28 protein-coding genes and 2 pseudogenes are annotated in these 24,162 nt (G+C 65.9%); 17 read left to right on the top strand and 13 right to left on the bottom strand.

Annotated elements, in window-relative coordinates; translation table 11 throughout:
- The first annotated feature begins 3 nt into the window (after positions 1–3).
- The 6 genes from FJX73_05755 to FJX73_05730 all read left to right on the top strand — a co-directional run bounded on the left by FJX73_05755 (position 4) and on the right by FJX73_05730 (position 4,377).
- Complete coding sequence (locus FJX73_05755; GenBank protein ID MBM3470280.1) at positions 4–921, top strand: hypothetical protein; 918 nt, start codon at positions 4–6, stop codon at positions 919–921.
- Positions 922–1,019: 98 nt separating this feature from the next.
- Positions 1,020–1,274 carry a type II toxin-antitoxin system Phd/YefM family antitoxin gene (locus tag FJX73_05750; protein ID MBM3470279.1) on the top strand — a complete coding sequence of 85 codons (255 nt, stop codon included), beginning with the start codon at positions 1,020–1,022 and terminating at the stop codon, positions 1,272–1,274.
- A gap of 6 nt (positions 1,275–1,280) precedes the next feature.
- Positions 1,281–1,547, top strand: coding sequence for a type II toxin-antitoxin system RelE/ParE family toxin (locus FJX73_05745; GenBank protein MBM3470278.1), 267 nt, complete (start codon positions 1,281–1,283; stop codon positions 1,545–1,547).
- 26 nt (positions 1,548–1,573) lie between these two features.
- A complete protein-coding gene (locus FJX73_05740) occupies positions 1,574–2,248 on the top strand; it encodes a hypothetical protein (protein ID MBM3470277.1) in 675 nt (224 codons plus the stop codon).
- Positions 2,242–3,057, top strand: coding sequence for a methyltetrahydrofolate cobalamin methyltransferase (locus FJX73_05735; protein MBM3470276.1), 816 nt, complete (start codon positions 2,242–2,244; stop codon positions 3,055–3,057). Before FJX73_05740 ends, FJX73_05735 begins: the two co-directional genes overlap by 7 nt.
- A 105-nt stretch (positions 3,058–3,162) precedes the next feature.
- A complete protein-coding gene (locus FJX73_05730; GenBank protein MBM3470275.1) occupies positions 3,163–4,377 on the top strand; it encodes a DMT family transporter in 1,215 nt (404 codons plus the stop codon).
- A gap of 10 nt (positions 4,378–4,387) precedes the next feature.
- Here FJX73_05730 and FJX73_05725 read toward each other — a convergent pair whose 3' ends face one another.
- Positions 4,388–5,785, bottom strand: coding sequence for a tyrosine phenol-lyase (locus tag FJX73_05725; GenBank protein MBM3470274.1), 1,398 nt, complete (start codon positions 5,783–5,785; stop codon positions 4,388–4,390).
- 173 nt (positions 5,786–5,958) lie between these two features.
- Here FJX73_05725 and FJX73_05720 point away from each other — a divergent pair, with 173 nt between their 5' ends.
- The 4 genes from FJX73_05720 to FJX73_05705 all read left to right on the top strand — a co-directional run bounded on the left by FJX73_05720 (position 5,959) and on the right by FJX73_05705 (position 8,367).
- A complete protein-coding gene (locus FJX73_05720; protein ID MBM3470273.1) occupies positions 5,959–6,150 on the top strand; it encodes a hypothetical protein in 192 nt (63 codons plus the stop codon).
- Positions 6,151–6,410: 260 nt separating this feature from the next.
- A complete protein-coding gene (locus FJX73_05715; protein MBM3470272.1) occupies positions 6,411–7,676 on the top strand; it encodes an acyl-CoA dehydrogenase in 1,266 nt (421 codons plus the stop codon).
- 95 nt (positions 7,677–7,771) lie between these two features.
- The gene (locus tag FJX73_05710; GenBank protein ID MBM3470271.1) at positions 7,772–7,978 is read left to right on the top strand and encodes an AbrB/MazE/SpoVT family DNA-binding domain-containing protein; all 207 of its coding nucleotides are present in this window, start codon (positions 7,772–7,774) and stop codon (positions 7,976–7,978) included.
- Positions 7,975–8,367, top strand: a complete 393-nt coding sequence (locus tag FJX73_05705; protein ID MBM3470270.1) for a type II toxin-antitoxin system VapC family toxin — start codon at positions 7,975–7,977, stop codon at positions 8,365–8,367. The genes FJX73_05710 and FJX73_05705 overlap by 4 nt, the downstream gene beginning before the upstream one ends.
- Here FJX73_05705 and FJX73_05700 read toward each other — a convergent pair.
- Both FJX73_05700 and FJX73_05695 read right to left on the bottom strand, forming a co-directional pair.
- A complete protein-coding gene (locus FJX73_05700) occupies positions 8,364–9,605 on the bottom strand; it encodes an MFS transporter (GenBank protein ID MBM3470269.1) in 1,242 nt (413 codons plus the stop codon). The two genes, FJX73_05705 and FJX73_05700, sit on opposite strands and share 4 nt — an antisense overlap.
- Positions 9,602–10,444, bottom strand: a complete 843-nt coding sequence (locus FJX73_05695; GenBank protein MBM3470268.1) for a LysE family translocator — start codon at positions 10,442–10,444, stop codon at positions 9,602–9,604. The genes FJX73_05700 and FJX73_05695 overlap by 4 nt, the downstream gene beginning before the upstream one ends.
- On the opposite strand from FJX73_05695, the gene FJX73_05690 reads away from it, so the two are divergent.
- The 5 genes from FJX73_05690 (at position 10,394) to FJX73_05670 (ending at position 16,386) form a co-directional block, all read left to right on the top strand.
- Positions 10,394–11,338 (top strand): ABC transporter ATP-binding protein, encoded by a 945-nt coding sequence (locus FJX73_05690; protein MBM3470267.1) that lies wholly within the window; start codon positions 10,394–10,396, stop codon positions 11,336–11,338. The genes FJX73_05695 and FJX73_05690 overlap by 51 nt on opposite strands.
- Positions 11,339–11,341: 3 nt before the next feature.
- Entirely contained in the window at positions 11,342–12,559 is a 1,218-nt protein-coding gene (locus FJX73_05685) for an ABC transporter permease (protein ID MBM3470266.1), read from the top strand.
- Positions 12,560–12,566: 7 nt separating this feature from the next.
- Positions 12,567–13,781, top strand: coding sequence for a hypothetical protein (locus FJX73_05680; protein ID MBM3470265.1), 1,215 nt, complete (start codon positions 12,567–12,569; stop codon positions 13,779–13,781).
- Positions 13,782–13,883: 102 nt separating this feature from the next.
- Positions 13,884–15,245, top strand: a complete 1,362-nt coding sequence (locus FJX73_05675; protein ID MBM3470264.1) for a hypothetical protein — start codon at positions 13,884–13,886, stop codon at positions 15,243–15,245.
- A gap of 10 nt (positions 15,246–15,255) precedes the next feature.
- Positions 15,256–16,386 carry a hypothetical protein gene (locus FJX73_05670; protein MBM3470263.1) on the top strand — a complete coding sequence of 377 codons (1,131 nt, stop codon included), beginning with the start codon at positions 15,256–15,258 and terminating at the stop codon, positions 16,384–16,386.
- Positions 16,387–16,396: 10 nt separating this feature from the next.
- On the opposite strand, the gene FJX73_05665 is transcribed toward FJX73_05670, so the two are convergent.
- The 10 genes and pseudogenes from FJX73_05665 to FJX73_05620 form a co-directional block, all read right to left on the bottom strand.
- Complete coding sequence (locus FJX73_05665) at positions 16,397–16,690, bottom strand: hypothetical protein (protein ID MBM3470262.1); 294 nt, start codon at positions 16,688–16,690, stop codon at positions 16,397–16,399.
- Between the two features lie 48 nt (positions 16,691–16,738).
- Positions 16,739–18,199, bottom strand: a complete 1,461-nt coding sequence (locus tag FJX73_05660) for a 4-hydroxybutyryl-CoA dehydratase (protein ID MBM3470261.1) — start codon at positions 18,197–18,199, stop codon at positions 16,739–16,741.
- Positions 18,200–18,236: 37 nt separating this feature from the next.
- Positions 18,237–18,683, bottom strand: coding sequence for a thioesterase (locus tag FJX73_05655; protein ID MBM3470260.1), 447 nt, complete (start codon positions 18,681–18,683; stop codon positions 18,237–18,239).
- 19 nt (positions 18,684–18,702) lie between these two features.
- The gene (locus FJX73_05650) at positions 18,703–18,888 is read right to left on the bottom strand and encodes a hypothetical protein (protein MBM3470259.1); all 186 of its coding nucleotides are present in this window, start codon (positions 18,886–18,888) and stop codon (positions 18,703–18,705) included.
- A 116-nt stretch (positions 18,889–19,004) separates the two neighbouring features.
- Positions 19,005–19,325: pseudogene (locus FJX73_05645) on the bottom strand (ABC transporter permease).
- Positions 19,322–19,732, bottom strand: a complete 411-nt coding sequence (locus FJX73_05640; GenBank protein ID MBM3470258.1) for a DUF3795 domain-containing protein — start codon at positions 19,730–19,732, stop codon at positions 19,322–19,324. Before FJX73_05640 ends, FJX73_05645 begins: the two are co-directional and overlap by 4 nt.
- 8 nt (positions 19,733–19,740) lie before the next feature.
- A pseudogene (locus tag FJX73_05635) lies at positions 19,741–19,938 on the bottom strand (plasmid pRiA4b ORF-3 family protein).
- A gap of 13 nt (positions 19,939–19,951) precedes the next feature.
- Positions 19,952–20,599 (bottom strand): dienelactone hydrolase family protein, encoded by a 648-nt coding sequence (locus FJX73_05630; GenBank protein MBM3470257.1) that lies wholly within the window; start codon positions 20,597–20,599, stop codon positions 19,952–19,954.
- A 128-nt stretch (positions 20,600–20,727) separates the two neighbouring features.
- Positions 20,728–21,090 carry a hypothetical protein gene (locus FJX73_05625; protein MBM3470256.1) on the bottom strand — a complete coding sequence of 121 codons (363 nt, stop codon included), beginning with the start codon at positions 21,088–21,090 and terminating at the stop codon, positions 20,728–20,730.
- A gap of 309 nt (positions 21,091–21,399) precedes the next feature.
- Positions 21,400–22,908 (bottom strand): efflux RND transporter periplasmic adaptor subunit, encoded by a 1,509-nt coding sequence (locus FJX73_05620; GenBank protein MBM3470255.1) that lies wholly within the window; start codon positions 22,906–22,908, stop codon positions 21,400–21,402.
- A gap of 84 nt (positions 22,909–22,992) precedes the next feature.
- Here FJX73_05620 and FJX73_05615 point away from each other — a divergent pair, with 84 nt between their 5' ends.
- On the top strand, positions 22,993–23,799 hold the full coding sequence (locus FJX73_05615; protein ID MBM3470254.1) for a DNA alkylation repair protein: 807 nt from the start codon (positions 22,993–22,995) through the stop codon (positions 23,797–23,799).
- Positions 23,613–24,162 (top strand): isoprenylcysteine carboxylmethyltransferase family protein (locus FJX73_05610; GenBank protein ID MBM3470253.1); only part of this gene is annotated, 550 nt, incomplete at its 3' end. The genes FJX73_05615 and FJX73_05610, both read left to right, overlap by 187 nt.

Here is a 24,162-nt window from a genome sequence, read left to right as displayed (position 1 = left end):
CCAATGGCGTCGAGGGGACAGGAGTTACTGGAACGGCTGCGCACCGAGGTGCTGATCCTCGACGGCGCAATGGGCACCATGCTGTTCGAGGCCGGACTGCAGGACGGGGGCTGCCCCGAGCTGTGGAACGAGACACGGCCCGATGCCATCCGGGAGATCCACCTGGCCTACCTGGAGGCCGGCAGCGAAGTCGTGGAGACCAACACCTTCGGCGGCACGCGGCTCAAGCTGGCGGCCTACGGCCTGGCGGACCGCGCCCGCGATCTGAACCGCCGGGCGGTGGAGATCGCGCGATCGGTCTGCCCACCGGGGAAGTACGTGGCCGGCTCGATCGGCCCTACAGGCCATCTCCCGGACACCGTCGAGCCGTTGGGCGACGTTCCGCTGGAGGAGTTCCACGCCAATTTCACCGAGCAGGCGGTCGCGCTGGCAGAGGCCGGCGCGGACCTGCTGGCGATAGAGACGATGATGGTCCCCGAAGAAGCCCTGATCGCGATCCGCGCGGCCAAGGAGGTGACGGACCTACCGGTCATGTGCACGATGTTCTTCAAGTACGGCCGCGAGAAGGGCATTGACCGGACCCTCTGGGGCTCCTCGCCCGCGGAGGCGGCCCGGTTCCTGACCGACGCCGGCGCGGACATCGTCGGCTGCAACTGCGGCGAAGGCGGCCCTGACCGCGCCGCGGTCATCATCAGGGAGATGCGCGAGGCCACGACCCGGCCGCTCGCCGCGTACCCCAATGCCGGCCTCCCCCGTCTGGTGGACGACCGCACGGTCTACGATATGCCGCCCGACGAGATGGCCGCGGGGTATCCCGCGATTCTCGACGCAGGGGCCCGCATCGTGGGCGCCTGCTGTGGGAGCACGCCGGCGCACATCCGGCAGATCGCGGCCGCGGTCCGCAGGTGGCGCGTTCGGTAAGACCTGCGCCTACACCGGCGATTGACAAACAGATCTAATGTCCCTAATGTACGTTACGTACGGAACGTGCATAGCGCTGATGTCTGTGAGGAACAGCTATGGCGCGACTGACAACCACCGCAGCCCGCAAGGACTTCGCGTCCGTGGTCAACCGGACGGCGTATGGAAAGGAGCGCGTGGTCCTCGGTCGTAGGGGAAAGGATCTGGCGGCGCTGGTCCCCATAGAGGACCTAACGCTCCTGGAGCAACTGGAGGATGCGCTGGATCTGTCGGAAGCGCGAAAGGCGCTCGCGGACCCGAAGAACCGAAAGCGGATTCCCTGGAAGAAGGTCAAGGCCGACCTGGGACTGTGAGCCGCTGTGGCCTCCTACAGGGTCGACCTGTTGCCCTCGGCCGTGCGCGAGCTTTCGGCGCTTCCCAGGGCGGTCCAGCAACGCATCGGCCATCATCTCGACGGGCTTGCCGGCAATCCCCGGCCTCGCGGCGTAAGAGCCCTGGCCGCGGAAGGCGGTTTCCTGCGCCTGCGTGTTGGTGACTACCGCGTAATCTACAGTGTGGACGACGGCGGCAAGAGCGTGCTGGTCGTGAAGATTGGCCACCGCGGAGAGGTGTACCGGAAGAGGTAGGCGTCAGGCACTGGCGGAGGAACCTGATGGACCGGACGGAGATCCTGGACGCGCTCAAGCAGGCGATCCTGACCTACGACGAGGACGGCGCCCGGGCGCTGGTGGCGCAGGCGCTCGAGGCCGGCATTCCGCCGCTGGAACTGGTGGACGGCGGCCTGTCGCGCGGCATCAAGGCCATCGGTGAGAAGTTCCAGGCGATGGAGGTCTTCCTCCCCGAGCTGATGCTGGCGGCCAAGGTGTTCCTCAGTGCACTGGAGATGATCGAGCCCGCCCTCGTGGGCTTGGGCGAGAACCGGGCCAGGCAGGGGGTCGCGGTTATCGGCACTGTCAAGGGCGACGTCCACTCGATCGGCAAGGACCTGTTCGCCACCCTACTGAAGGTGGCCGGCTTCGAGGTCCACAACCTGGGCGTCAACGTGCACCCCGGCAGGTTCGTCGAGAAGGCCCAGGAGACTGGAGCCCAGATCGTCGGCCTATCTGCGCTGATGACCACCACGATGCCCTCGATGCGCGAGGTGGTCGAGTTGTTCGTGACCCAGGGGATACGCGACCGGCACGCGATCCTGATAGGCGGCAGTCCGGTGACGCAGGCGTTCTGCGACAAGATCCAGGCCGACGGCTACGGCGAGACCGCGCAGGACGGCGTGGACCTGGCAGTTCGGTTCGCAGGGCAAAGGGAACAGAGGAGGCAACCATGCTGATCGTCGGTGAACTGATCAACTCGACCCGCAGGCAGATCCAGCCGCTGCTGGAGGCGCGGGACGGCGGCGCCATCGTGGATCTGGCCCGACGGCAGGTTGAGGCCGGCGCGCACCTGGTGGACGTCAACTGCGCCACGTTGATGGAGGGCGAGGTCGAGTGCCTGGCCTGGGCGATCCAGACGATCCAGGAGGCCTGCGACGCGCGGATCAGCGTGGACAGTCCGAACCCGATGGCGCTGCGGCGCGGTCTGGAGGTAGTCCGGGACAAGGCCATGCTGGACTCGATCAACCTGGAGCACGAGCGCTGGAGCGGCTTCCTGCCGGTGGTCCGGGAGTTCCGGCCCGAGGTCGTGGCCCTGTGCATGGATGACAGCGGGATTCCCACAACGGCCGAGGGCAAACTGGCGCTGGCCACGACCCTGGTCGAGGGACTGACCGGGGCCGGAATCCCGCCGCAGGACATCTATATAGACCCGCTCATCTTCCCGATCGCCACGGACAGCGGTTGCGTGAGTGTATTCCTAGAGGCGCTGGACCTCATCAAGAAGCGCTTCCCCGAGGTCCGCACGATCTGCGGGCTGAGCAACGTCTCGTTCGGCCTGCCCCACCGCGCCCAGATCAACCAGGTGTTCCTGGTCCTGTGCCTGGCGCACGGGATGGACGCGTTCATCCTCGACCCGCTCGACCGGCGGATGATGGCCAACATGGCCACGGCGCAGATGCTGCTGGGCCAGGACGAGTTCTGCCGGCAATATCTAGGTGCGGTGCGGGCCGGGAAGTTCGACTTCCTGAAAGCCCGGCGTGTGTAAGCTGCCCGGCGCGACGACCTCGTCGGCGACGGCCTCCGGCGCGACGGCCATCGTGCTCGCGGCCGTCTTCTTGGCCATCCTCGCGGGAGCGCTGATCGTAGCCGGGTGCGGCCCCCGGCCCGTCAACGTCGCAGGGACCTGGGAAGGGATCTGGATCGGTGCCGACCCGCAATCCCGCGGGACGTTCCGCGTCGTGATCCAGCAGCGCCGCAAGGTGATCAAGGGAACTATCGAGCTGAGTCTGGACTGGCTGCCCCAGGCCCGGATAGACGGCGTCGTGGAAGGCCGGCGGGTACGGTGGGGCGTGCTGCGCGGCGGGCTGGTCGCGTTGACGTTCGACGGGTCCGTGTCCGGGGGCGCGGCCGAGGGGACATACTCGTTCGGTCAGGCCGGCGATGGAACCTGGACCGCCCGGCGGACCGGACGCCCGTGAGCCACGAGCGCAGGCCCTTCGGGTTGGGCGACCTGCTGGTGCTCACGACGGTGGTGCTGTGGGCCGCGTCGTTCACCGTCATCAAGTCCGCCTACGCCGAGTTCACGCCCCTTTCCTTTGCCGCGACGCGCTTCGCGATCGCCTCGCTCGGGCTGTTGTTGATAGCCACGCTACGCAGGGAGCCGCTGTCATTCGCGCGCCGTGACTTCCCGCGCATCGCGGCGCTCGGCGTGTGCAATGTCACTCTATACCAGGCCTTCTTCGGGGTCGGACTGGGCTACACGACTGCGAGCAACTCCGTTCTCATCACTAACACGGCCCCTGTGATGACGCTCCTCCTGGCGGCAGCGACGCGGGCCGATCGAATCACTCCCAGGCAGGCACTGGGAGTGCTCCTGGCGTTGGGTGGGGTGGCCGTGCTCGTCTCCGCCAGCGGCGGGTTATCGGCAGGGCATCTGAAGGGCGACGTCCTTACGCTGCTTGGCGCCGCGTCCTACGCGGTGACGCCGATCACCGTGCTGCCGCTGTACCGACGCTACAGCACGCTGCCGGTCATGGCCGCCTCCATGACCTTCGGCACGATCCTGCTGCTGGCGGTAGGGTTTCCCGACCTGGCGCGGCAGTCGTGGGCGCTCTCGCCCGCGGCCTGGAGCCAGCTCGCGTACGCGGCCCTGGGCGCGGGTTCGCTCGGATACCTGTTCTGGTACGAGGGCATCCGCCGGATCGGCCCAACCCGGGTCGCCGCGTACTCCTACCTGATCCCGGTTCTGGGAGTGTGGATCGCGGTCGCGATTCTGAACGAACCTTTCGGCCTGCGCCACCTGATCGGCGCCGCGGTCACGATCACCGGCGTGGCGCTAACCCGCTGGCCCGGCGGAAGAGGCTAACCCGGGCTCCTCACAACCGCTCGAACCGCGCCTGAAAGAAGCGCAGGTACTTCGGCTCGTAGACCATCCGCAGGCCCCCGGTCTTCCTCCCCTCCTCGAAGACTGCGTCAACCGACTCGGCCACCACGTCCATGTGGGCCTGCGTGTACACGCGGCGGGGGATGGTCAGTCGTACCAGTTCCAGCTTCGGATAGCGGTGATCGCCCGTGACCGGGTCGCGGCCCGCTGAGACCACGCCCCGCTCCATGCTCCGCACCCCGGAGTCCAGGTAGAGCTCCGCGGCCAGTGTCTGCGCCGGGAACTGGTCCTGGGGAATGTGCGGGTAGAATCTCGCGGCGTCCAGGTAGATCGCGTGGCCTCCGATCGGCTCCACGATCGGGATGCTCCACTCCAGCATCTTCATCCCCAGATACTCCACCTGGCCCACGCGCGCCCGGATGTGGTCGTCCTGCACCGACTCCTCGATGCCCCGGGCCATGGCCTCCATGTCGCGCCCGGACATCCCGCCGTAGGTGTGCAGCCCCTCATATACCACGACCATGTTGCGGGCCTCGTCGAAGAGCGCCGGGTCGTTCAACGCCAGCCATCCGCCGATGTTCACCAGACTGTCCTTCTTGCCGCTCATGGTGCAGCCGTCGGTGTAGGAGCAGAACTCCCTGAGGATCGCGGCCACGGGTGCCCCGCGGTAGTTCTCGTCACGCTGCTGGATGAAGTAGGCGTTCTCCACGGCGCGGGTCGCGTCCAGCATGACGCGGATGCCGTAGCGGTCGCAGAGCGAGCGCAGCTCACGCGCGTTCTGCATCGAGACCGGCTGGCCGCCGGCCATGTTCACGGTCGCCGCCAGGCTGACGTACGGGATCTTGTCTGCGCCGACCTTCTCGATGAGGGCCTCCAGCTTGTTCAGGTCCACGTTGCCCTTGAAGGGTAGCCACGCCCGCGGGTCGTGGGCCTCGTCAATGATCACGTCCACGAACGTGCCCCCGGCCAGCTCCTGGTGCAGACGGGTCGTGGTGAAGTACATGTTGCCCGGGACGAAATCGCCGGGCTTGATGAGCATCCTGGAGAGGATGTGCTCGGCTCCCCTGCCCTGGTGGGTGGGCACGACGTGGGCGTAGCCGTAGTGCTTCTGGATGGCGGCCTCCAGGTGGTAGAAGTTCCTGCTCCCGGCGTAGGACTCGTCGCCCAGCATCATCCCGGCCCACTGGTAGTCGCTCATCGCCGACGTGCCGCTGTCGGTGAGCAGGTCGATGTAGACGTCCTCCGAGCGCAGCAGGAAGGTATTGAATCCGGCTTCGCTCATGGCCCGCTCGCGCTGCTCGCGGCTGGTCCACCTGACCGGCTCTACCACCTTGACCTTCCACGGCTCGGCCCAGGACCGGCGGGCCGGGCGCTTGCGCGTCTCTGCCATGGCGTTGTTCCTCCTCTTCCTCGTCGGCCGCCCGCGCAGGGGGCCATAATGATGCTTCGAGATTGGCTGGGGCATCTCCCTGGGCACAGATCTACGCATCCCAGCAGGAACCATGTGGCCTACCGTATGATGGCGACGTGAGCGCGAGCGAGCTCCCTGCCTGAAGGTGAAGCATGGCCGCCCAAAGAGAGCAGTTCATAGTAGATGAGAACGGCAGAAGGACCGGCGTGGTCCTGTCCTTCCGTCGCTATCAGAAGCTGATGGAGGATCTCCACGACTTGGCCACTGTGGCTGAGCGGCGCATGGAGAAGCCTGTCGGCCTCGGTGAGGTCAAGCGCCAGCTCAAGCGAGATGGCATCCTTTAGTGTCGCCCTGAATCCATCCGCCGAGAAGGACCTTCGCCTTCTTCCAAAGCCGCTCGCCAAGCGTCTCTGGGCGAAGATCGAGGCACTATCCGCAGAACCGCTTCCGCGCCAGTCGGTCAAACTGGCTGGTGGGGAGCACCTGTACCGCGTCCGCGTTGGTGACCACCGGAGCGACGCGTATCGCCAGACAAGATGAGGCGGCTGGCCCGGCTTGCCCTGGCTGTGGCGACGCCGTGGTGAAGCATGATCGGAGGTGAACCATGCTTCAGGACGTCTTCCTGAACGAAGAAGAAAAGGCTCTCCGCCAGGAGATCCGCGAGTTCGTGAGGCATGGAGTCTCCTCAGAGTTGCTGCAAAGGATGGACCGCGACGAGATCACGTATCCCAGGGAGTACGTGAAGGCGCTGGGAGACCGGAACCTCCTGGGCCTGCGTTTCCCAAGAGAGTATGGTGGCCGGGGCCTCGGCTGGACCGCGGAGATCGCTGCGCACGAGGAGATCGGAGTCCTGGGGACCTCGCTCGGTTGCGCCTTCTCTATGCCGTCCATCGTGGGAGAGGCGCTGGTACGCTTCGGGACTGAGGAGCAGAAAGAGAAATTCCTGAAGCCCATGCTGAAAGGCGATCTCGTCTCTGCTGAGGCTCTGACAGAACCTCGGGGAGGATCCGACTTCTTCGGCGCCACGACGACGGCCGAGTTGAAGAACCGGGCCTTCAAGGTGAGGGGACAGAAGCGCTTCGTCGTCGGAGCGGCGTCCGCGGACTTCTTCCTCGTATACTGCAACACTAATCCAACCGGGAAGCCCCACGAGCGCATCAGCCTGATCCTGATCGAACGGGACCGCCCGGGCGTGGAGGCCAAGTACCTGTACAAACTCATGGGAACCCGAGGAGGCGGTACAGGCCGACTGCTGTTCCGGGACGTGAAAGTGCCCGAAGCAAACCTGGTGGGCGGGCTCAACCAGGGGGCTGCCATCTTCAACCAGATGATGATCCCCGAGCGGATGACCTCGGCCGGCGGATCCTTGGGCATGGCCCGTGCCGCCCTGGAGGTCGCCGTCCGGTACAGCAACCGGCGCATGGCCTTCGGCCAGAAGATTCGCGCCTTTCAAGGAGTGAGCTTCAAAGTCGCCGATGCCATCACAAAGCTCGACGCGGCCCGGGCGCTCACGCAGGCCGCGGCCCGAACCGTGGATCAAGGACTGCCGACTGCCCGGCGCATGGTGAGCGAGGCCAAGAAGTTCGCCACGGATACGGCCTGGGAGGTGACCAATCTCGCCATGCAGATCGTCGGGGGGATCGGATACACCAACGTCTTCCCCCTCGAGAAGATGATACGGGACACCCGCCTCATCCAGATCTGGACCGGGACCAACGAGATCATGAGCCTCCTCATCCAGCACGAGTTCTACAAGGAGGTGCTCGGCGCGGAGAATCCCGGGCGGATGATCGAGATGGACGCCGAAGAAGCCCGGGCCGAGGATGAGAAAGTGTTCGAGGACGAGGAGATGTGGATCAAGGGCTGGTAGTCCCGGCGAAAACCGCCCAAAGGAGTGTCTTGCCGATTTCGCCGGGGATCGATAGAATAACTGTAATACGATAAGCTGATCGATCGGGGCCGCCGATGGAAACCGTAACAATTTCGCCGAAGTTCCAAGTCGTGATCCCAAAGGGCATCCGCGACAAGCTGAAGCTAAGGCCCGGCCAGAAAGTTCAGGCCATCCTCTACCAAGACCGCATCGAGCTAGTTCCTGTGCGGCCGGTTCGCGAGATGAAGGGCTTCCTCAGGGGAATTGACACCGATGTGCCCCGTGAACGGGACCGCGTGTGAACGTAGTCGATTCCTCTGGCTGGCTGGAATACTTTGCGGATGGCCCGAATGCCAAGTTCTTCGCGAAAGCCATCGAGGCACCCGCGGAGCTTCTGGTTCCCACCCTGAGCCTCTACGAGGTTTTCAAGCAGGTTCTTCGGCAGCGTGGCGAAGGGGAGGCTCTTCAGGCCGTTGCGGTTATGCAGCAAAGCACAGTCATTGAGCTCACCGCGCCCCTGGCTTTGGCGGCTGCTCGTATTAGCCTTGACCTGGGAGTCCCAATGGCGGACAGCATCATGCTGGCAACCGCGCGTGCCTCAGGCGCAACCCTGTGGAGCCAAGATGCAGACTTCGCCAACGTGCCAGGGGTTCGGTACATCGCCAAGCGCGGTGGCGGAAAAGCAGGCTAATCTGCCGGCCCGGGCGGCTCGGGAATCTGCCTGAGCGCCCGCACCGGCGAGCGCCACACCCACACAAACGCCAGCGCCGCCCCGGCCGCGGCAATCGCGATCGTCGGGCGCAGCCCCAGCACCTGACCCAGGGCGCCACCGGCCAGCGCGCCCAGCGGCATCGTACCCCAGACCAGGAACCGCATCGTGGCGTTCATCCGTCCCTGCAGCCGGTGCGGGGTAATCGCCTGACGCAGACTCACCTGGCTGATGTTGTAGACGGGGGAACCGAAACTGACCACCAGCGCGCCCAGCGTCAGCAGCGGGACCGCCAGCGCCGGGGTAGCCAGCACCACCGGCACGAACCCCAGACCTGAGATCAGCGGCGCAACCACGATCACGCGGCCTACGCCCAGCCGCCGAGCGAGTGATCCTGCGAGCAGCACACCTGCCAGCGCCCCGAGGCTGCCCAGGCTGAAAACGGCACCGATCGCGACCGGCTTCATCCCCAGCTCGCGCGTGACAAAGAGAATGTAGAGAGCGCCTGCCACAGAGGCAAAGAAGTTTGACGTACCGGTGCAACCGGCAATCGCACGAAGCATCGGGTTTCCGAAGACCACCGCGAGCCCCTCGCGAATCTCGCCCAGCATAGGCGCTCGGACAGACTCAGGCGCCGGCTCGGACCGCCTGATCAGCCCGATGAACAGGCCGGAAACCAAGAAGGACAGGGCGTCGAAAACGATTGCCATCGGGGCCGAGACAATCTGGACGACGACGCCGGCGAGCCCCGGTCCGGCGATCTGGGCGGTCGAGCGGCTCGCCTCGAGCTTGCTGTTCCCCTCCACGAGATGCGCGCGGTCAACCAAGGACGGCAGATACGACTGGTAGGCGACGTCGAAGAATACTGTCAAGACGCCGGTCAGAAACCCTACCGCGTAGAGTAGCGGCATGCTGAGCGCGCCGGCCACGTGCGCGATCGGGATCGCCGAAAGCACCAGCGCGCGGCCCACGTCGCCGGAGATCAGGACCGGCCTACGGCGCCAGCGGTCCACCCAGACTCCAGCAAACAGACCTACGAGCAGGAAGGGCGCGGTCACGACAGCGGAGAGGACGCCCATCTGTGCCGGCGAGGCCTTCAGGATCACCGCGGCGACGAGCGGTACGGCCAGGTGCGTGAACTGGCTCCCGAAGACCGAGATGGTCTGTCCGGTCCAGAGCAGCAGGAAGTCGCGGTGCCGCCAGAGGGTGTTGGGTTTCATCGGATCAGGCTGACAAACGCTGCAAGGCCGAACGCGGCGATGATGCACCCTGAGAGCCGGTTGATCCAGCGCATCCCCGGAGGACCGACCTTCGATCGGACGGCGCCGGCGCTGCTGCTCAGGATCAGCCACCAGGCAGCCGACCCAAGGAACACCCCTGCCACGAGCGCTCCGGCCGGTGCGTACCCTCCGGCCACGGCGTACCCTCCGGCCGCATTCGCCAGCCCCAGCCCTGCAAAGATCGCCGCAAACGAAAGGATCGTCATGGGATTCGTTAGGGTCAGCAGGAACGTGGACGCGTAGGCGCGCAGGAGACCGGCGCCAGTCCGAGACGGCCCCTCGGAGGCCGGAGTCGCTGAGAACGTTCTCACACCGAGGTAGACGAGAAAGACGCCACCGGCCAGGCGGAGCCAGGCCTGGTGGCCGATCAGCAGGCCTGATATGAACGTCAGCCCGAATCCGGCGATCGCGCCGTAGACCGCATCGGCCGTGGCCGCGCCCAGGCCGGAGACTAGCCCTGCCGCCCGCCCGTCGGCGAGTGTCCGGCGGATGCACAGCACGCCAATCGGCCCGACCGGGGCAGCGATCGAGAAGCCGATGACGAGTCCCTTCAGGAAGAAGCTCAACGTGGATTCCTGGGTGTGCGCGAGGCGGTCTTCACCATCCGGTACTTCAGCGGCCCGCGCTCCGCACCCTGCCCCTTCGGCCTCCCGGCGGCTCGCGACCTCACCAGGCACCCTGCCACCGTTCACCAGGGACCCAAACCTCGCCCGCGGAATAGGAAACCCATGGACGCCCTTGTCGCCGCCGGGAACCTGGTCAAGCACTACGATGGGCATGCAGCGGTCCGCGGGATCTCGTTCGAGGTGCGAAGCGGCGAAGCGTTCGGGTTGCTCGGCCCCAACGGCGCCGGCAAGACCACCACCATCGGCATGTTGGCCTGCCTGTTGGAACCCACCTCCGGTGACGCCTTTATTGCGGGCAACAGCATACGCAGGGATCCGATGGCGGTCCGCCGGGCGATCGGCGTGGTCCCACAGGAGATCGCCCTCTACCCAACCCTCACCGCGCGAGAGAACCTGCGCTTCTGGGCGCGCATGTACGAGGTCGCGGGCGAGGAAGCCGCGCGCCGCATCGAGGAGGTACTCGATGTCGTGGGCCTGCGCGACCGGGCCGGCGAGCGCATTGACACCTATTCAGGTGGGATGAAGCGCCGGATCAACATCGCCGTAGGCCTCCTGCACCGGCCGAAGCTGCTGATGCTGGACGAGCCCACCGTGGGTGTGGATCCCCAGTCGCGAACCAACATCCTGGAGACCGTGAAGCAGCTCAACCGCGATGGCCTCACCGTCCTCTATACCAGCCACTACATGGAGGAGGTCGAGTTCCTCTGCAACCGGATCGCGATCATGGACGCGGGCCAGATCATCGCCATGGGCACCCAGGAGGAGCTGCGCCTGCAGGTCGGGGAGCGCGACCTGATCAGCATAGCCACGCACGCGGCGCGGCTTGGCGCCGAGCTGCCCGCGTCGCTCCGCGCGCTTCCGGGGGTGGACGATGTGCGGATGCGCGAGGACCGGCTCGAGGTGCTGACCACGACAGGCCGCCGGCTGCTGCCGCAGATCGTGACGCAGTTCGTGGCGCACGACGTGCCGATCCTGGCCATCGAGGTCCGGGAGCCCAACCTCGAGAGTCTCTTCCTCCACCTCACCGGCAAGGGACTCCGTGACTGAACCGTGACCAGCAAGGCCCTGTTCATCGCCGCGAAGGATCTCAGCATCCGCGCGCGCGACCGGCGCGCCCTCGTAGTGCTGCTCGCCATGCCGATGGCGCTCATCTTCATCCTGGGCCTAGTCTTCAACCCGATGTGGCAGGGCACCGCCGAGTTCCAACGCATCCCTGTGGTCGTTGTGGATCAGGATCAGGGCGAGATCGCGCGGCTGCTGGTGGAGCAGGTACTCGGGACCGGAGAGATCGGTCGGATGCTGCGTGTGGACCACGCCGGCCAGCCCGCGGATGCCCGAAACCTGGTTCTGCGCGGGCGCCGAGCCGCCGGGCTGGTGATCCCCCGGGGATTCTCGCAGGCGGTCATGACCGGGCGCCCTGCGCGCCTCATGCTCTTCACGGATCCGGCCCAGAGCATCCGGGCCGGCATCGTCAACAGCATCGTCAACCGGTTCGGCGCGGAGGTGGTCAAGCGGCAGGTGGCGATCACGGTGGCGGCCGAGACGCTCATCGTCGAACGCATCATGACCCCGGCCACGGTCGTCGCGGCCATTCCGTCATGGCTGAAGGACGTCGAGCAGTTCACGGGCCGCCAGGCCGTGGCGATCGCCGAGGAGCGCGGCAGTGGGCCCCGCTTCCCCGCGGCCATTGACTACTACGCCGTGGGGATGGGTGTCATGTACCTGCTCTTCGGGGTGAGCATGGCGAGCCAGAGCATCCTGGTCGAGCGGCGCGAGGGCACGCTCGCGCGCATGCGCACAACCCCCACGGGCTCCTCCGACATCATAGCCGGCAAGCTCCTGGCCACCTTCCTGACGGGTTTGGTACAGTTCAGTCTGCTTGTTCTCTTCACGTCGGTCTTCTACAAGGTCCGGTGGGGCTCTCCGCTGCTGCTGTTGTTGATGATCGGCGCCACGGCGCTGGCCGCGGCCGGGCTGGGCACGTTCCTGGCCGCGCTGGCCCGCACCCCCGAGGCCGTCGAGTCGCTGGCACCGGCCATCATCCTGCCCATGTCGTTCCTGGGCGGCGCGATGTTCCCCGTGTACTTCATGCCGCCGTGGCTGGAATACGTCAGCCGGCTGACCTTCAACCGCTGGGCCCTCGACGGATTCCTGGCCATCATGGCCGGCGCACAGACCCCGGTGGCCATCTGGCAGCCGCTGCTGGCGCTGCTCGCCATGTCCGTGGTGTTCCTCACCGTGGGGGCGTGGAGGCTGCGGTTCCGGTGAGCGCAACGTGACCGCCCTGCGCAAGGCCTGGACGATTGCGCTGCTGTCGCTGACCATCACCGCGCGCGATCGCGGCGCGCTGCTCTGGCGGCTGGCGATGCCTCTGTTGATGACCGTGCTGGTGGGCGCCGTCTTTGGAGAAGGCGCCGCCGGCGCGCGCACGCCGGTGGCGGTCGCCGACGAGGACGACAGCACGTACTCGCGGCTCTTCGCTGAGCGTCTTGGAAAGGAGCCCACGGTCGGCCTTCGGAAGACCACCGGGGTGGAGGCGAGGGCGCTGCTCGAGGATGGGCGCGTCGCCGCCGTCATCTTCATACCCAAAGGGTTTGCCGCCCGCATCAACACGGGCAAGGACGCCGACGTGAGCGTGCGGTTCGACCCACGCCGGGGCCCGCCCATGCTCGTCACCGAGATCGTGCGCGAGGTGGCGATGCGCCTGGCGGTGGACGCCATCGCGGGCGAGTTCACCGCGGCGCTGGCCGTGCGCGAGACGCAGGACCCCTCGCTGGGACCGGCTGTGCGCCGCCGCGCCATTGATCGGGCCGACAGCCGCTGGTCGCCCACTCCCCCTGTGACCGTCAACGTGGAGGTGGCAAGCGCACTTGCCCCCGACCGCCGGCAGCGGCTCCCGACTGGCATGGAGCAGGCCTCCCCGGGCTTTGCGGTGATGTTCGTCATGATGGCCGCGGCGATGAGCGCGGCAACCCTTGTGGTCGAACGCCAGAACGGCACGCTGGCGCGGCTGATGACCACCCCGACGCGGCGGGCATCCATCCTGGGAGGCAAGATCTCCGGGATCTATCTTCAAGGAGTCGTTCAGATGGGCATCCTGATCATCGTCGGCTGGGGGTTGCTCGGCGTGAACTGGGGGCAGGCCCCTGCCGCGCTTGCCCTGCTAGTGGCCACGTATCTCTTCTCGGCCACCGGGCTAGGCGTCATGCTCGCGGCGGTCGTCCGTACCGAGGCGCAGGTGTCCACGCTGTTTCCGGTTGTAACCATCATCCCGGCGATGCTGGGCGGGGCCTGGTGGCCGATCGAGGTAGCGCCGCGGTACATGCAGACCCTGGCCTACGCCGTACCGCAGGGATGGGCCATGACCGGGTTCGTGAACATCATCACGCGTGGCCTCGGGCTGGCGGAGGTGCTGCCGCAGGCGGCCGCGCTCGCCGGATTCGGCATCGCGTTCTTCGTGGTGGGGATCCTGTTGTTCAGGTTCGAGTAGCCAGGTTCGCATAGGCGGGCCGAGTGGGCGGGCTGGAGCCCGCAGCGCAGGGACAGTGAGAAGCCACAAAGAACCTCACAGGAGTCGAGGGGAGGGATCGGCATGCACTATCCCTGGTGGTACGTCCCGCTTCTCACGTCCCCCATGCTCATCGCCGCAATAGCGGTGCTGCACGTACTGGTCGCGCACTACGCCGTGGGCGGCGGGCTGTTCCTGGCGGTCGAGGTGCGGCACGCCTACCGCACGCACAACCGGCACTACCTCGCCTACCTGAAACAGCACGCGTGGTTCTTCATCCTGCTCACGGTAGTCTACGGCGCCATCACCGGCGTGGGCATCTGGTGGACGATCGGGCTGGCCTCCCCTCTGGCTACCAGGACGCTGATCCACATCTTCGTCTTCGGCTGGGCGATGGAGTACGTGACATTCATTATCGAGATCGTCGCCGCGTTCATCTTCTACTACTACTGGGGCCGGCCGGACCCGAAGACCCATCAGACCATGGGGTGGATCTACGCGGGCTCGGCCTGGTTGAGTCTGGTACTGATCACCGGAATCACCGGCTTCATGCTCAACCCCGGCGCCTGGCTGCAGAGCAAGAACTTCTGGGTGGGGCTGCTCAACCCGCAGTTCGTGCCCCAGGTGCTGGCGCGCACAGGGGGCGCGATCCTCCTGGCGACGCTGTACGTGTACCTGCACGCGGCGTTCAAGATCAAGGACCCTGCGCTGCGCGATCTGGTCGCAAAGCGATCGGCCCGTCCTGGGCTGCTGGGCTCCATCCTGATCCTGATCGGCGGCATGGGATGGTACGCGTTCCTGCCCGAGTCGGCCCGGGCGGCCCTGATGGCCTCCGGCGTCCTGACCGTGCTCACGGCCCTGATCTTCGCCACCACGGCCATCGTGTTCGTCATGCTGTACCTGGGGCCTTACCGCAACCCTGGGTGGCTATCCCCGGGATTTGCGATCTTGCTCTTCATCTTCGGGGTGGGCGCGTTCAGCACGGGTGAGTTCATCCGTGAGGCGGTCCGCAAGCCGTACATCGTTTATAACATCGTGATGGGCAACCAGTTGTTGACCGAACAGCTTCCCCAGGTGCGCAAGGTCGGCTATCTGGAGAGCGGCACCTGGACCAAGGCCTTCGTTGCCTCGCAGTATCCCCAGGTGATGGACGGGACTAAGATCGTTCGGGAGAAGCTGAGCGGGCTATCCGAGCCCGACCAGGTGCGGCTGGGCCACCTGATCTTCCAGTACGCCTGCAACAACTGCCACTCCACAACCGCGGGATACTCGGCGGTCGGACACCTGATGCGGGGCTGGACGCCGGACATCATCCGGAGCACCGTCCCGCACCTGGGAGATGTGAACATCTTCATGCCGCCGTGGGCGGGCACGCCCGAGGAAACGGAGATGCTGGTGAAGTACCTGGCGTCAATCGCGCTGCCGCGCCCGGAGGGAATGCGGTAGGGAGGCGAAGATGGATCCAACCCGTCTATTAGGACCCGACAGCCCGCTGGGAGTCCCATCACCATACTGGTTCACGGTGTTCTTCAAGGTGTTGGGGTTCACGCTCCACACGATTCCGATGAACCTGTGGTTCGCCGGGGTCCTGCTGGCAATGCTCCTGCGAGGACGCGACGAGCATGCCAGGACCTGCTCGAACCGCCTGATGAACCAGATGCCGATATTGATCGCCCTGGGCATCAACTTCGGGATCATACCGCTGCTGTTCATCCAGGTCGCGTACTACAAGGTGTTCTTCCCGGCCACCATCCTGATGGCCTGGCCGTGGTTGAGCATCATCCTCATGCTCATCCCGGCCTACTACGGCGTCTATTTCTACGCCATCGGTCTCCGGAGGGGACGCACCTCGCCGGTTCACCGCACGGCCGGATGGATTGGGACGCTGCTGTTCATCGCGATTAGCTTCGTGTTCGCCAACGGCTTCAGTCTGATGACCAACCTGGCCGCGTGGCCGGCACTGTGGCAGAAGACGAGCGTAGCAGGCGCGCCGCTGGGAATCGCACTCAACGTCGCCGACCCGACTCTTTGGCCCCGCTGGCTGATGATGTTTGGCCTGGCGCTGACAACGACGGCCGCCTACCTGGTGGTGGACGCCGCCTTCTTCGCCGCGAAAGAGAGCGACGCGTACCGGCGGTGGGTATCCGGCTTCGCGCTGAGACTCTACACTGCGGGCGCGGCCTGGTTCGCCCTGATGGGCACCTGGTACACGTTCGGAACCTGGTCCCCGGAGCTGCGCCAGACTATGTTCGGCGGCTCCCTGGTTGTGCTGACGGCCCTGACCGCACTGGGCCCGGGCCTGCCCTGGGCGTTGATCCTGGCTCAGAGCAGGAAGGTGCGGCGGCCGCTGGCGCTGGCGACCGCTCTTGCCCAGGTGGGCGTCATGGCGCTGAACGCGGTCAGCCGCCAGGTGCTGCAGAACGCGGAGCTTCGCAGGTATCTTGACGTGGCCGCGGAGAAGGCCAACGTACAATGGAGCCCGCTGATTGTGTTCCTGATCACCTTCGCAGTCGGGGCGGGGGTGATCGGCTGGATGATCGTCAAGGCTGTTGCTGCAGCCAAGCAGCCAGCGCCGTCGAAGGGGTAGCTATGTGGCCTTACGCCTGAACGCTGACCTCATAGCGCTCTGAAGCAGGCGGCCCTGCAAGAACACCTGCGAGCTTGCCCAACAGTTCCCGGTAAAGAGGGCTGGCTTCGAATGCCGCCAGGTCGGTTTCCGATTCCCACAGGTTGACCGAGATGGCTTTGCCGGTATCACTCTGTGTAAGGAGAAACTGACCCTTGAACCCCTTTTGCTCCTTCATCACCGGAACGATTGACTCGTTGACGATGCGGCTCGCTTCATCAACCTTGCCAGCCTGGAACTGGATATTCACTGCTCTCGCGAACATGGCCCAGCCTCCCTCCTGGCATACGATTCGCCTTCGACTACCAGCCCCTCACCCTGGGCGCTCCTTGACGCCGGCCAGCTTCCGCGCCAACCGCGTCTTATCCTCCAGGTCGGCGAGCCGCGCCAGCATGATCCTCTGCGCCTGCGGCGACCCGGCCCCGTGCATTGACTCGGTGAGATAGGCCGCCGCTCCCGGCCCCAGCGTGAGGTTCTCCAGCAACCGCAGCATCCGGCAGCGTTCTTCGGTCGTGTAGCGGTCCACGCTGTGCAGGTACTTCACTAGGTAGGGGCCCACGACGGGGTTGGCCAGGTCCTTCTCCGACGGCAACGTGACAAGCAGGCCGCCTGCGATATCCTGCGCCAGCCGCGCGATCTCGTACGGGAAGCGGGTCACGTTGAGCTTGCACACGTTCGCCAGCAGCGGATCAATCAGGTAGGTGCCGGTAGCCGTCGGCCTGCCTTCCGCTGAGCACGCGATACCGCACGCGTACATCGTCTCGTTGAGGTGGACCATCTCGACGATCTTGTCCTTGATGTGCGACGCCCCCTCCGTCCCCTGGTACTGGGCCAGCGACTGCGCCGCCCCGATCATCACGTCGCCTACACCTGCCTTGCAGCCGCCGTAACTCTGGCGGTGGTAGCCGGCAAACCGCTCAACGAGCAGCCCGCTGAAGGCGTGTTCGCCGGCCATGAAGACCCGCTCCCAGGGGACGAATACCTCGTCCAAGATGATCACGGCCTCGTGACCGCCGAACTCTCGGTTGCCCACGTCAATCTGGCCGCCTTCGAGTCGGCGTGTGTCCGACGACTGCCGGCCGCAGATCATGAGAATGCCCGGAGCGTCCGCCGGAACTGCGAATGCGACGGCATAGTCCCGGTCTTCCTCCGAGAGCGTCTGCGTGGGCATGACGAGGATCTCGTGTGCGTTCAAGGCGCCGGTCTGGTGGAGCTTGGCGCCGCGCACCACGATGCCATCGGGCTTCCGCTCCACGATGTGCACGAACAGGTCCGGATCGGCCTGCTTCGAAGGCCTCAGCCGCCGGTCGCCCTTCGCGTCCGTCATCGCGCCGTCCACCACCAGATCGTGCTCCTGCACGTGCTGCAGGTACCGGCGAAACCTGGCGTGGTATTCCGTACCCAGCGTCCGGTCCATCTCGTAGGTCACCGAATCCACCGCGTTGAACGCGTCCATGCCCACACAGCGCTGGAAACAGCAACCCGTCCTCTGCCCAAGCAGGCGCTGCATCTTCACCTTCGCCACCAGGTCTGCCGCATTCTGGTGCAGGTGCGTGAACCGGTTGACCGTCTGGCCCGTCAGGTTGGAGGTGGCCAGCATCAGGTCGGCGTACTCGGGATCCTGGGCCAGTTCGTAGGTCATCGCGCATGCGTTGAGCGACGGCCGGACCAGCGGGTGGTCCACCGGGCTCTCGACCTCCTGGCCCATGATGTACGCGCGCTTCTTCATCCTCCTGAGGCTTTCGATGTAGTCGTTTCTAGTCATCAGCGCCATGACGACCCTCCTTCTGAGGCAGCCGTGTACCCGGACATCATCCCTTTGCAATTGAAGGCAAGACTTGGAAGTTATCAGTACGCGTAAGCGACCGTAGAGCGCTGGTCAATGCCTCCGGTGGGATAGTCAGTCTCCGCGTACCAAGATCGAGCCATCCACCGACACTTGTGACCTTCGCGGCCAACTTGCCGTCGCGCTTGAAGAACTCATTGCGTATGTGAAAGTGGCTGCCATCCTCCGCGAGGGCGGCTATGGCCAGAGTCACCCTCAACTCCTCCAGCAACTCGACTTCCCTGTAGTACTCAATCTCGTCCTTCATGACCACAGGACCGATCCTGAGCCGGTAGAACTCGCTCATCGGAAACCCGTTCTCCGAGAAGAACATCATCCGAACATCAGCCGACTTGTCCAGGTAGGCCGTGTTTCTCATGTGGGAGTTGAAGTCCATGTCCCCCCAGCCGGCCACGAGCCATTTCTCGTACATGGGGTTCACCCCCCGAACTTCAGCGCGAGCTCGATCTCGTCAAGCGCCACAGGAACATTCCAGGGCAGCCAATCCCATCATCGTAGTCGGAGCCAACGTGCAGCATGAGGAAGCCGACCGGCGTGTCATCGGCATAGATGGCACGCATCCAGGCATTCTCGGAGAAGTGCGCCTGGGCGATGGAGAGCGCGTTATCAGCAACCATCTTCCGCTGCTCTCCAGAGAAGGTTCCACTCAGCTTGCGGATTGCGACAACCGTCCGCGCGGTGATGCGCTTGAAGTGAATGTCGGGGGCCCGGGTGGTGGAATCGTCCGTATGGCTCCGGCGTAGGCCACGCTCCAGTCCAATAGCGTCAGCACCAGGGACACAGCCGCCATGATTCCAACCAGCCGGGGCCACCATGCCCAGCCTGCGAATATGGCGATGCCGCACAAGACGAACCCTACCGCAGGGACCAGCCAGAGAATCCCGAAAACCCGTATGCCCGCGTCGCCGACATGCCACGCGCCGCCAAGTAGCGTCGTCTTGTACGGAAGTGCCTCGACCCGGCCGAGCTTCAGGTATGCGGCTGTGCCCATAAGATGGATCAGTCCGTGAAGAACCAGAAACGCTGCTGCGCCCGCGAACAGGAATCTATTCACTCACTCCACCTCGCTCTCAACTCCTCAAGACGCTGCTTGTTCTCGTAGGGCGCGATGAACCTGGCGCGGTCTTCCTCCGGGATCGGGGCCCCGAACCGGGCCGCAACGTCCTCATAGTTCACCAGACGCTCTGCGAGTTCCTCACATCCGTAGTCAGCACATTCGGCGCAGTAGCGCAGCGCTCTCTCGATGACGCACGGCCTGACCGGACACGTGTGGTCAATGAGGCGCCCATCCTCTGCCATGCAGCCGTCGCACACGACTTCTCCTGGGGGAATTCTGAATCCGAAGTACTTGTGCCACCTATCGCTGAGGATCTGCTGGCTTGATGGATTCGCCTGGACGTTCGGCCGATACGCCAGACACAGGTCGCAGCGATAGCCGCATCTTGCGAGGATCTGCTCCATGATCGAGCGCCTCCCATGACGAGCTGCAGGATGTTGTGGAGCCGAAACAAGGTGATGTCGTTCAACACCTGGAACCGACGCCAAATCAGCGGCTGCGCCCCTCGCAGCGAAACCTTGAGCTCGTAGACCGTCTTGGCTCGCTTGACCTCCGGCACCCGTGCCACCTCGCCAGGTGACAGTACGCACGAAGTCGGGCGCGCTGTCAGGTTGACGCGCTGGTTAGCCCAACCTCTCCTTCAAGAAGAGCAGCGTTCGGTCCCACGCCAGTGCCGCCGCCTCAGGGTCGAAAGCGTCGACACGGTCTTGCTCGAAGAACCAGTGACCTGTCCCCGGATACGTGTAGAAGAACACCGTCCTCCCGGCTGCGGTCAGGCTCCTCTCGAGCTTCCTGATACCCGCCGCGGAAACCCACTCGTCTGTCTCGGCGAAGTGAGCTAGGAAGTCCGAGGAAGTGGTCGCGTAGTCGCCGTTGCGCGCTGCGTAGAAGGTCACTGTGGCCGCGATCGGCAGCTCAGGGCGCTGCGCGAGCCAGTAGGCCCAGTGTCCGCCCATTGAGAAGCCGATCACCCCAATGTCGGGCCCGCGAACCGCAGGCTCGCCCAAGAGCACACTGATCATCCGGATCAGGTACTTGTATGCGGACTCCTTGCGTGCTGCGGTGGTCTTCGCCCGCAGCTCCTTCGCCTGCGTGATGGTGGTCGCAACCTTGCCGTCGAACAGGTCCGGCGCGAGAGCAACGAACCCCTGGCCGGCGAGTCGGTCGCAGAAGCCCCTGAAGAACTCGTTGAGCCCCCACCACGAATGAAGCACGAGGACTCCTGGCCCCGATCCGCTCTCCGGTGTGGCGAGATACAAGCCCGCGCCCACGGTTTGGGCTAACGGTTGGGTTCAGCCGTGTCGCGGGGCGCAGCGGAGCAACGTCGGCTGTAACCTGCCGTTGGCCAGCCCCTTATAGCTTGAAGGTGCGCGCAATATGAACGCAAGCCGCATTCTCGCTACGCGTTCTTCGGAGATCGCAATACCAAGCCTGTCCAAATGGCTCCCAGCAGGTCCACGGCCCCGAATAGAAGGAGGGGTGGACTAGCCATACCCAACAACACGAAGGAGGCGAAAAAGACAATGACGGTGGAACGGACATAGACCGTCCATCGGAAGAAGTCGGTCATTTCTTTTCGGGCTGCCTGCGTGTAGTAGAAGCCCAAGAAGAGAACCAGCATTCCGGCGACACGAATCCATACTTCAGTGGTATGGGGAACGAGAAACATCCCAAGCAGAATGTTCGGTGCTACAAGCAAGAAGACGCCGAGCACCGCGAGATACAGGCCAAATACGAAGACACTGCGGGCACTGTTACTCATCTTGTTTGCTCCTTTCGGCCCCAAATGCACATGGATGCCGGCTATCACTCAACTTGCACTTCGCCTGCCGCGCTCGGATAACAAAGACACGACGGCCAACTCGGCCCGCCCTTGTGATGAGCAGGCGGGACTTGAAGTAAGCCGAACCATCTGGCTTGACTGGCGCTCCATGCGGGTCGTCCCATTCCTCGATCACCCCTCACGCCGGCCCGGTTCCGTTGGTCAGCCCTACAATCCTTTGTCTCCCACTTCCTCACTACGTTAGGGTGCCGCCAGCCGATCGGGCCAGGCTGCGGGGTACACCCCGAACTACCTTGTTCTCACCCGCATCCCGTCCCGAAGACCCTCCGGGGGAGTCCCCACCACCCGATCGCCGACCTCCACTCCGCTGAGCACCTGCACCTGCTTCGACGTACGCACGCCTATCTCGACTGGTCGGAGCCGGGCGATCCCCCCGGCAACCACGAACACCCCAGTGCGCTCGAGGCGGGTCACGATGGCCGTCGCCGGCACCAGGAGCGCATCGGCCGCGACGATCCCGGTCCCCTCGATGTCCACCTGCACCCCAGGCCGCAGCAGCCGGTCAGGGTCGGTCAGGGCGACCTTCGCGCGGATGGACCAGGCCTGCCCCACGCCGAACCTGGGATCGGCCACGCGGGAGAGTTCCGTGACCTTTGCCGGGAAGACGCGGCCGGGATAGGCGTCCGAGCGCACCTCGAGATCCTGCCCCACGCGGACCTTGGCGACGTCGCCGGCGGCCAGGTCCACGGTCACCCAGACCTCGCGCAGGTCGGCGAGCGCGAGCAGCGAGGCGCCGGGCGTGACCAGTTCTCCGACTTCGACGTTCTTGCGCACGACCGTGCCTGCGATCGGCGCGGTGATCGTGGCAGAAGCCAGTTGCGCCCTCGCGGCGCGCAGCGCCGCCTCGGCCTGCCCAACAGCGGCGCGGGCCGTGGCGAGATCGGCCTCGCGGATGCGCTCCTCTGCGGCCGCAGCCCGGGCGGCGGCAACTGCGGCCTCGGCCTGGCGCACGCGCGCCTCGGCCGTGGCTATGTCCTCGGCCTGCGCTCCGGCCTCGACGAGGCTCTGAGCCTGCAGCGCGGCATCGTACTGTGACTGCGCGGTCTCCTCGGCGGCGCGCGCGGCGTCGAGCGCGCTCTGCGGGAGTGCGCCCCTGGCCACGAGATCGCGCACGCGCTGGTGCTCGCGCCGGGCCTGGTCGAGCGCCACCTTCGCCTGCGCCACGCGGGATGCAGCCTGCTGCCGCTCCTGCGGCCTGGCGCCGGCGCGCGCCTTGTCACGCTGCGCCCGGGCAGCTGCCAGCTCGGCCTCGGCCTGTGCCATGCGGGCGGCAGCCGCTGCGCGCTGCACCTCCAGGGCCGCGGCGGCCTGATCCCGGCGGGCCCGGGCCGCTGAAACGGCCGCCGTAGCCTCGTCCACGCGCGCGGCCATTTCCTCGTTGTCCAGATCGATGAGGATCCGACCGGCGGGCACCTCGTCGCCGCTCGCCGCGTGTACGGCCCGTACCCGCCCCGGCACCTTCGGCGACACCGTCACGGTCCGCGCCTCGACCATCCCGGTGACGGCCAGGGAGTCGGAGAGCGATCCCCGCTCAACCGGCGTGAGGTCCACGGCGGTGGCCCGCCAGGGAGCGCTGATCTGATAGAGCACGCCAGCAGCAACGACGCCTGCGACGACGAGAACAATAACGCGACCGCGTTTCACGCCCTGCCTCCCGGGTGCTGCGGATTGCGATCCTCCCTGGCGAGTTCGACCCGGACCCGCGCCTCCCTCTGGGCGGGCCGGGTCCTCCAGCATTCCCGCTGGACGGTGGCCCGGGCGGAATCCTCAGGCGGATCGCGAACAATCCACGCAACCGCCGATGGAAACCGGAGGTGCAAAGTGTCAGTCTCTGTCGCATCGCTGCGAGCCCTGCTCCGCGCCCATGCCGACCCCATCAACGCCGCCGGGGCCCGGCGCTACTTCACCGACGGTGTCAAGACCTACGGTGTGCGCCGGACGCTGCTCGACGGGTTCGCCCGCGACGCCGCGGCGGCGCTTCGGGTGGGGCAGGCCAGGGAGCCACGCCTCCGCGCGGTCGAACGCGCCGGATCGAAGCCCGCCGCACGCGGCGGGCTGCCGGCGGCCCTGCGGATCGCGGGCGGCCTCTATCGCTCGGGCAACATGGACGAGGCGGCGCTCGCCGTTCGCATCCTGGAGCGATTCGGCCGTCACCTGGCCCCGGCGCACTTCGGCACCTTCGACCGATGGGTCAGCTTCCTCAACGATTGGGCGAGTTGCGACTCGCTGTGCTGCCAGATCATCGGGCCGCTGGTCCGCGACCACCCGGCGCTGATCCGTCGGCTCGTCCCCTGGGCGCGCAGCCGCCATCGGTGGCGCCGCCGCGCAGCCGCGGTCAGTATGATCCCACTGGCGCGGACCGGCGAGCACCTGCCCGAGATCCTTGGCATGGCAGACCGGCTGCTCGGCGATGCCGACCTAATGGTACAGAAAGGGGTCGGATGGTTGCTGAAGGAAGCGACGAAGAAGAAGGCCGGCGAGGTCGTGACTTACCTGGTGGCGAACCGCGATCGAACCACGCGGCTGGTGCTGCGTTACGCGTGCGAGAACCTGTCCTCGGCGCATCGCCGCCGGGTCTTGGGCCGGCCCCGGCAGCGATCCTCGCGCCCGCAGGGAGGCAAACCATGAGCGGCTGCCCGCCCTGGTGGAAGGGCACACGCGGCGAGTGGCTGGTTATCGGGCAGTTGATCTTGATGGCAGCGGTGGCGCTGGCGCCGCCCGCGTGGCGCTGGACCGCGCCGTCTCGTGCGCTCTGGGTGCCACTCGGTGTGCTGCTGGTCATCGCGGGAGGATGGCTGGGCCTGCGCGCGCTGTATGAACTCGGTCCCAGCCTGACTATCCTGCCCCGGCCGCGTCGCAGGGGTACGTTTGTGCAGACCGGCCTCTACGCGCGTACGCGCCACCCCGCGTACGGTGGACTCCTGATCATGGCGGTGGGATGGGCGCTGTGGCGGGGGAGCGGCCTGCACCTGGTGCTGACCGCGGTGCTTA

This window comes from Armatimonadota bacterium (genome assembly GCA_016869025.1).
Lineage (GTDB): Bacteria > Sysuimicrobiota > Sysuimicrobiia > Sysuimicrobiales > Humicultoraceae > VGFA01.
The sequence above is the reverse complement of the archived record's forward strand: the minus strand, read 5'-3'. Positions and strand labels throughout refer to the sequence as shown.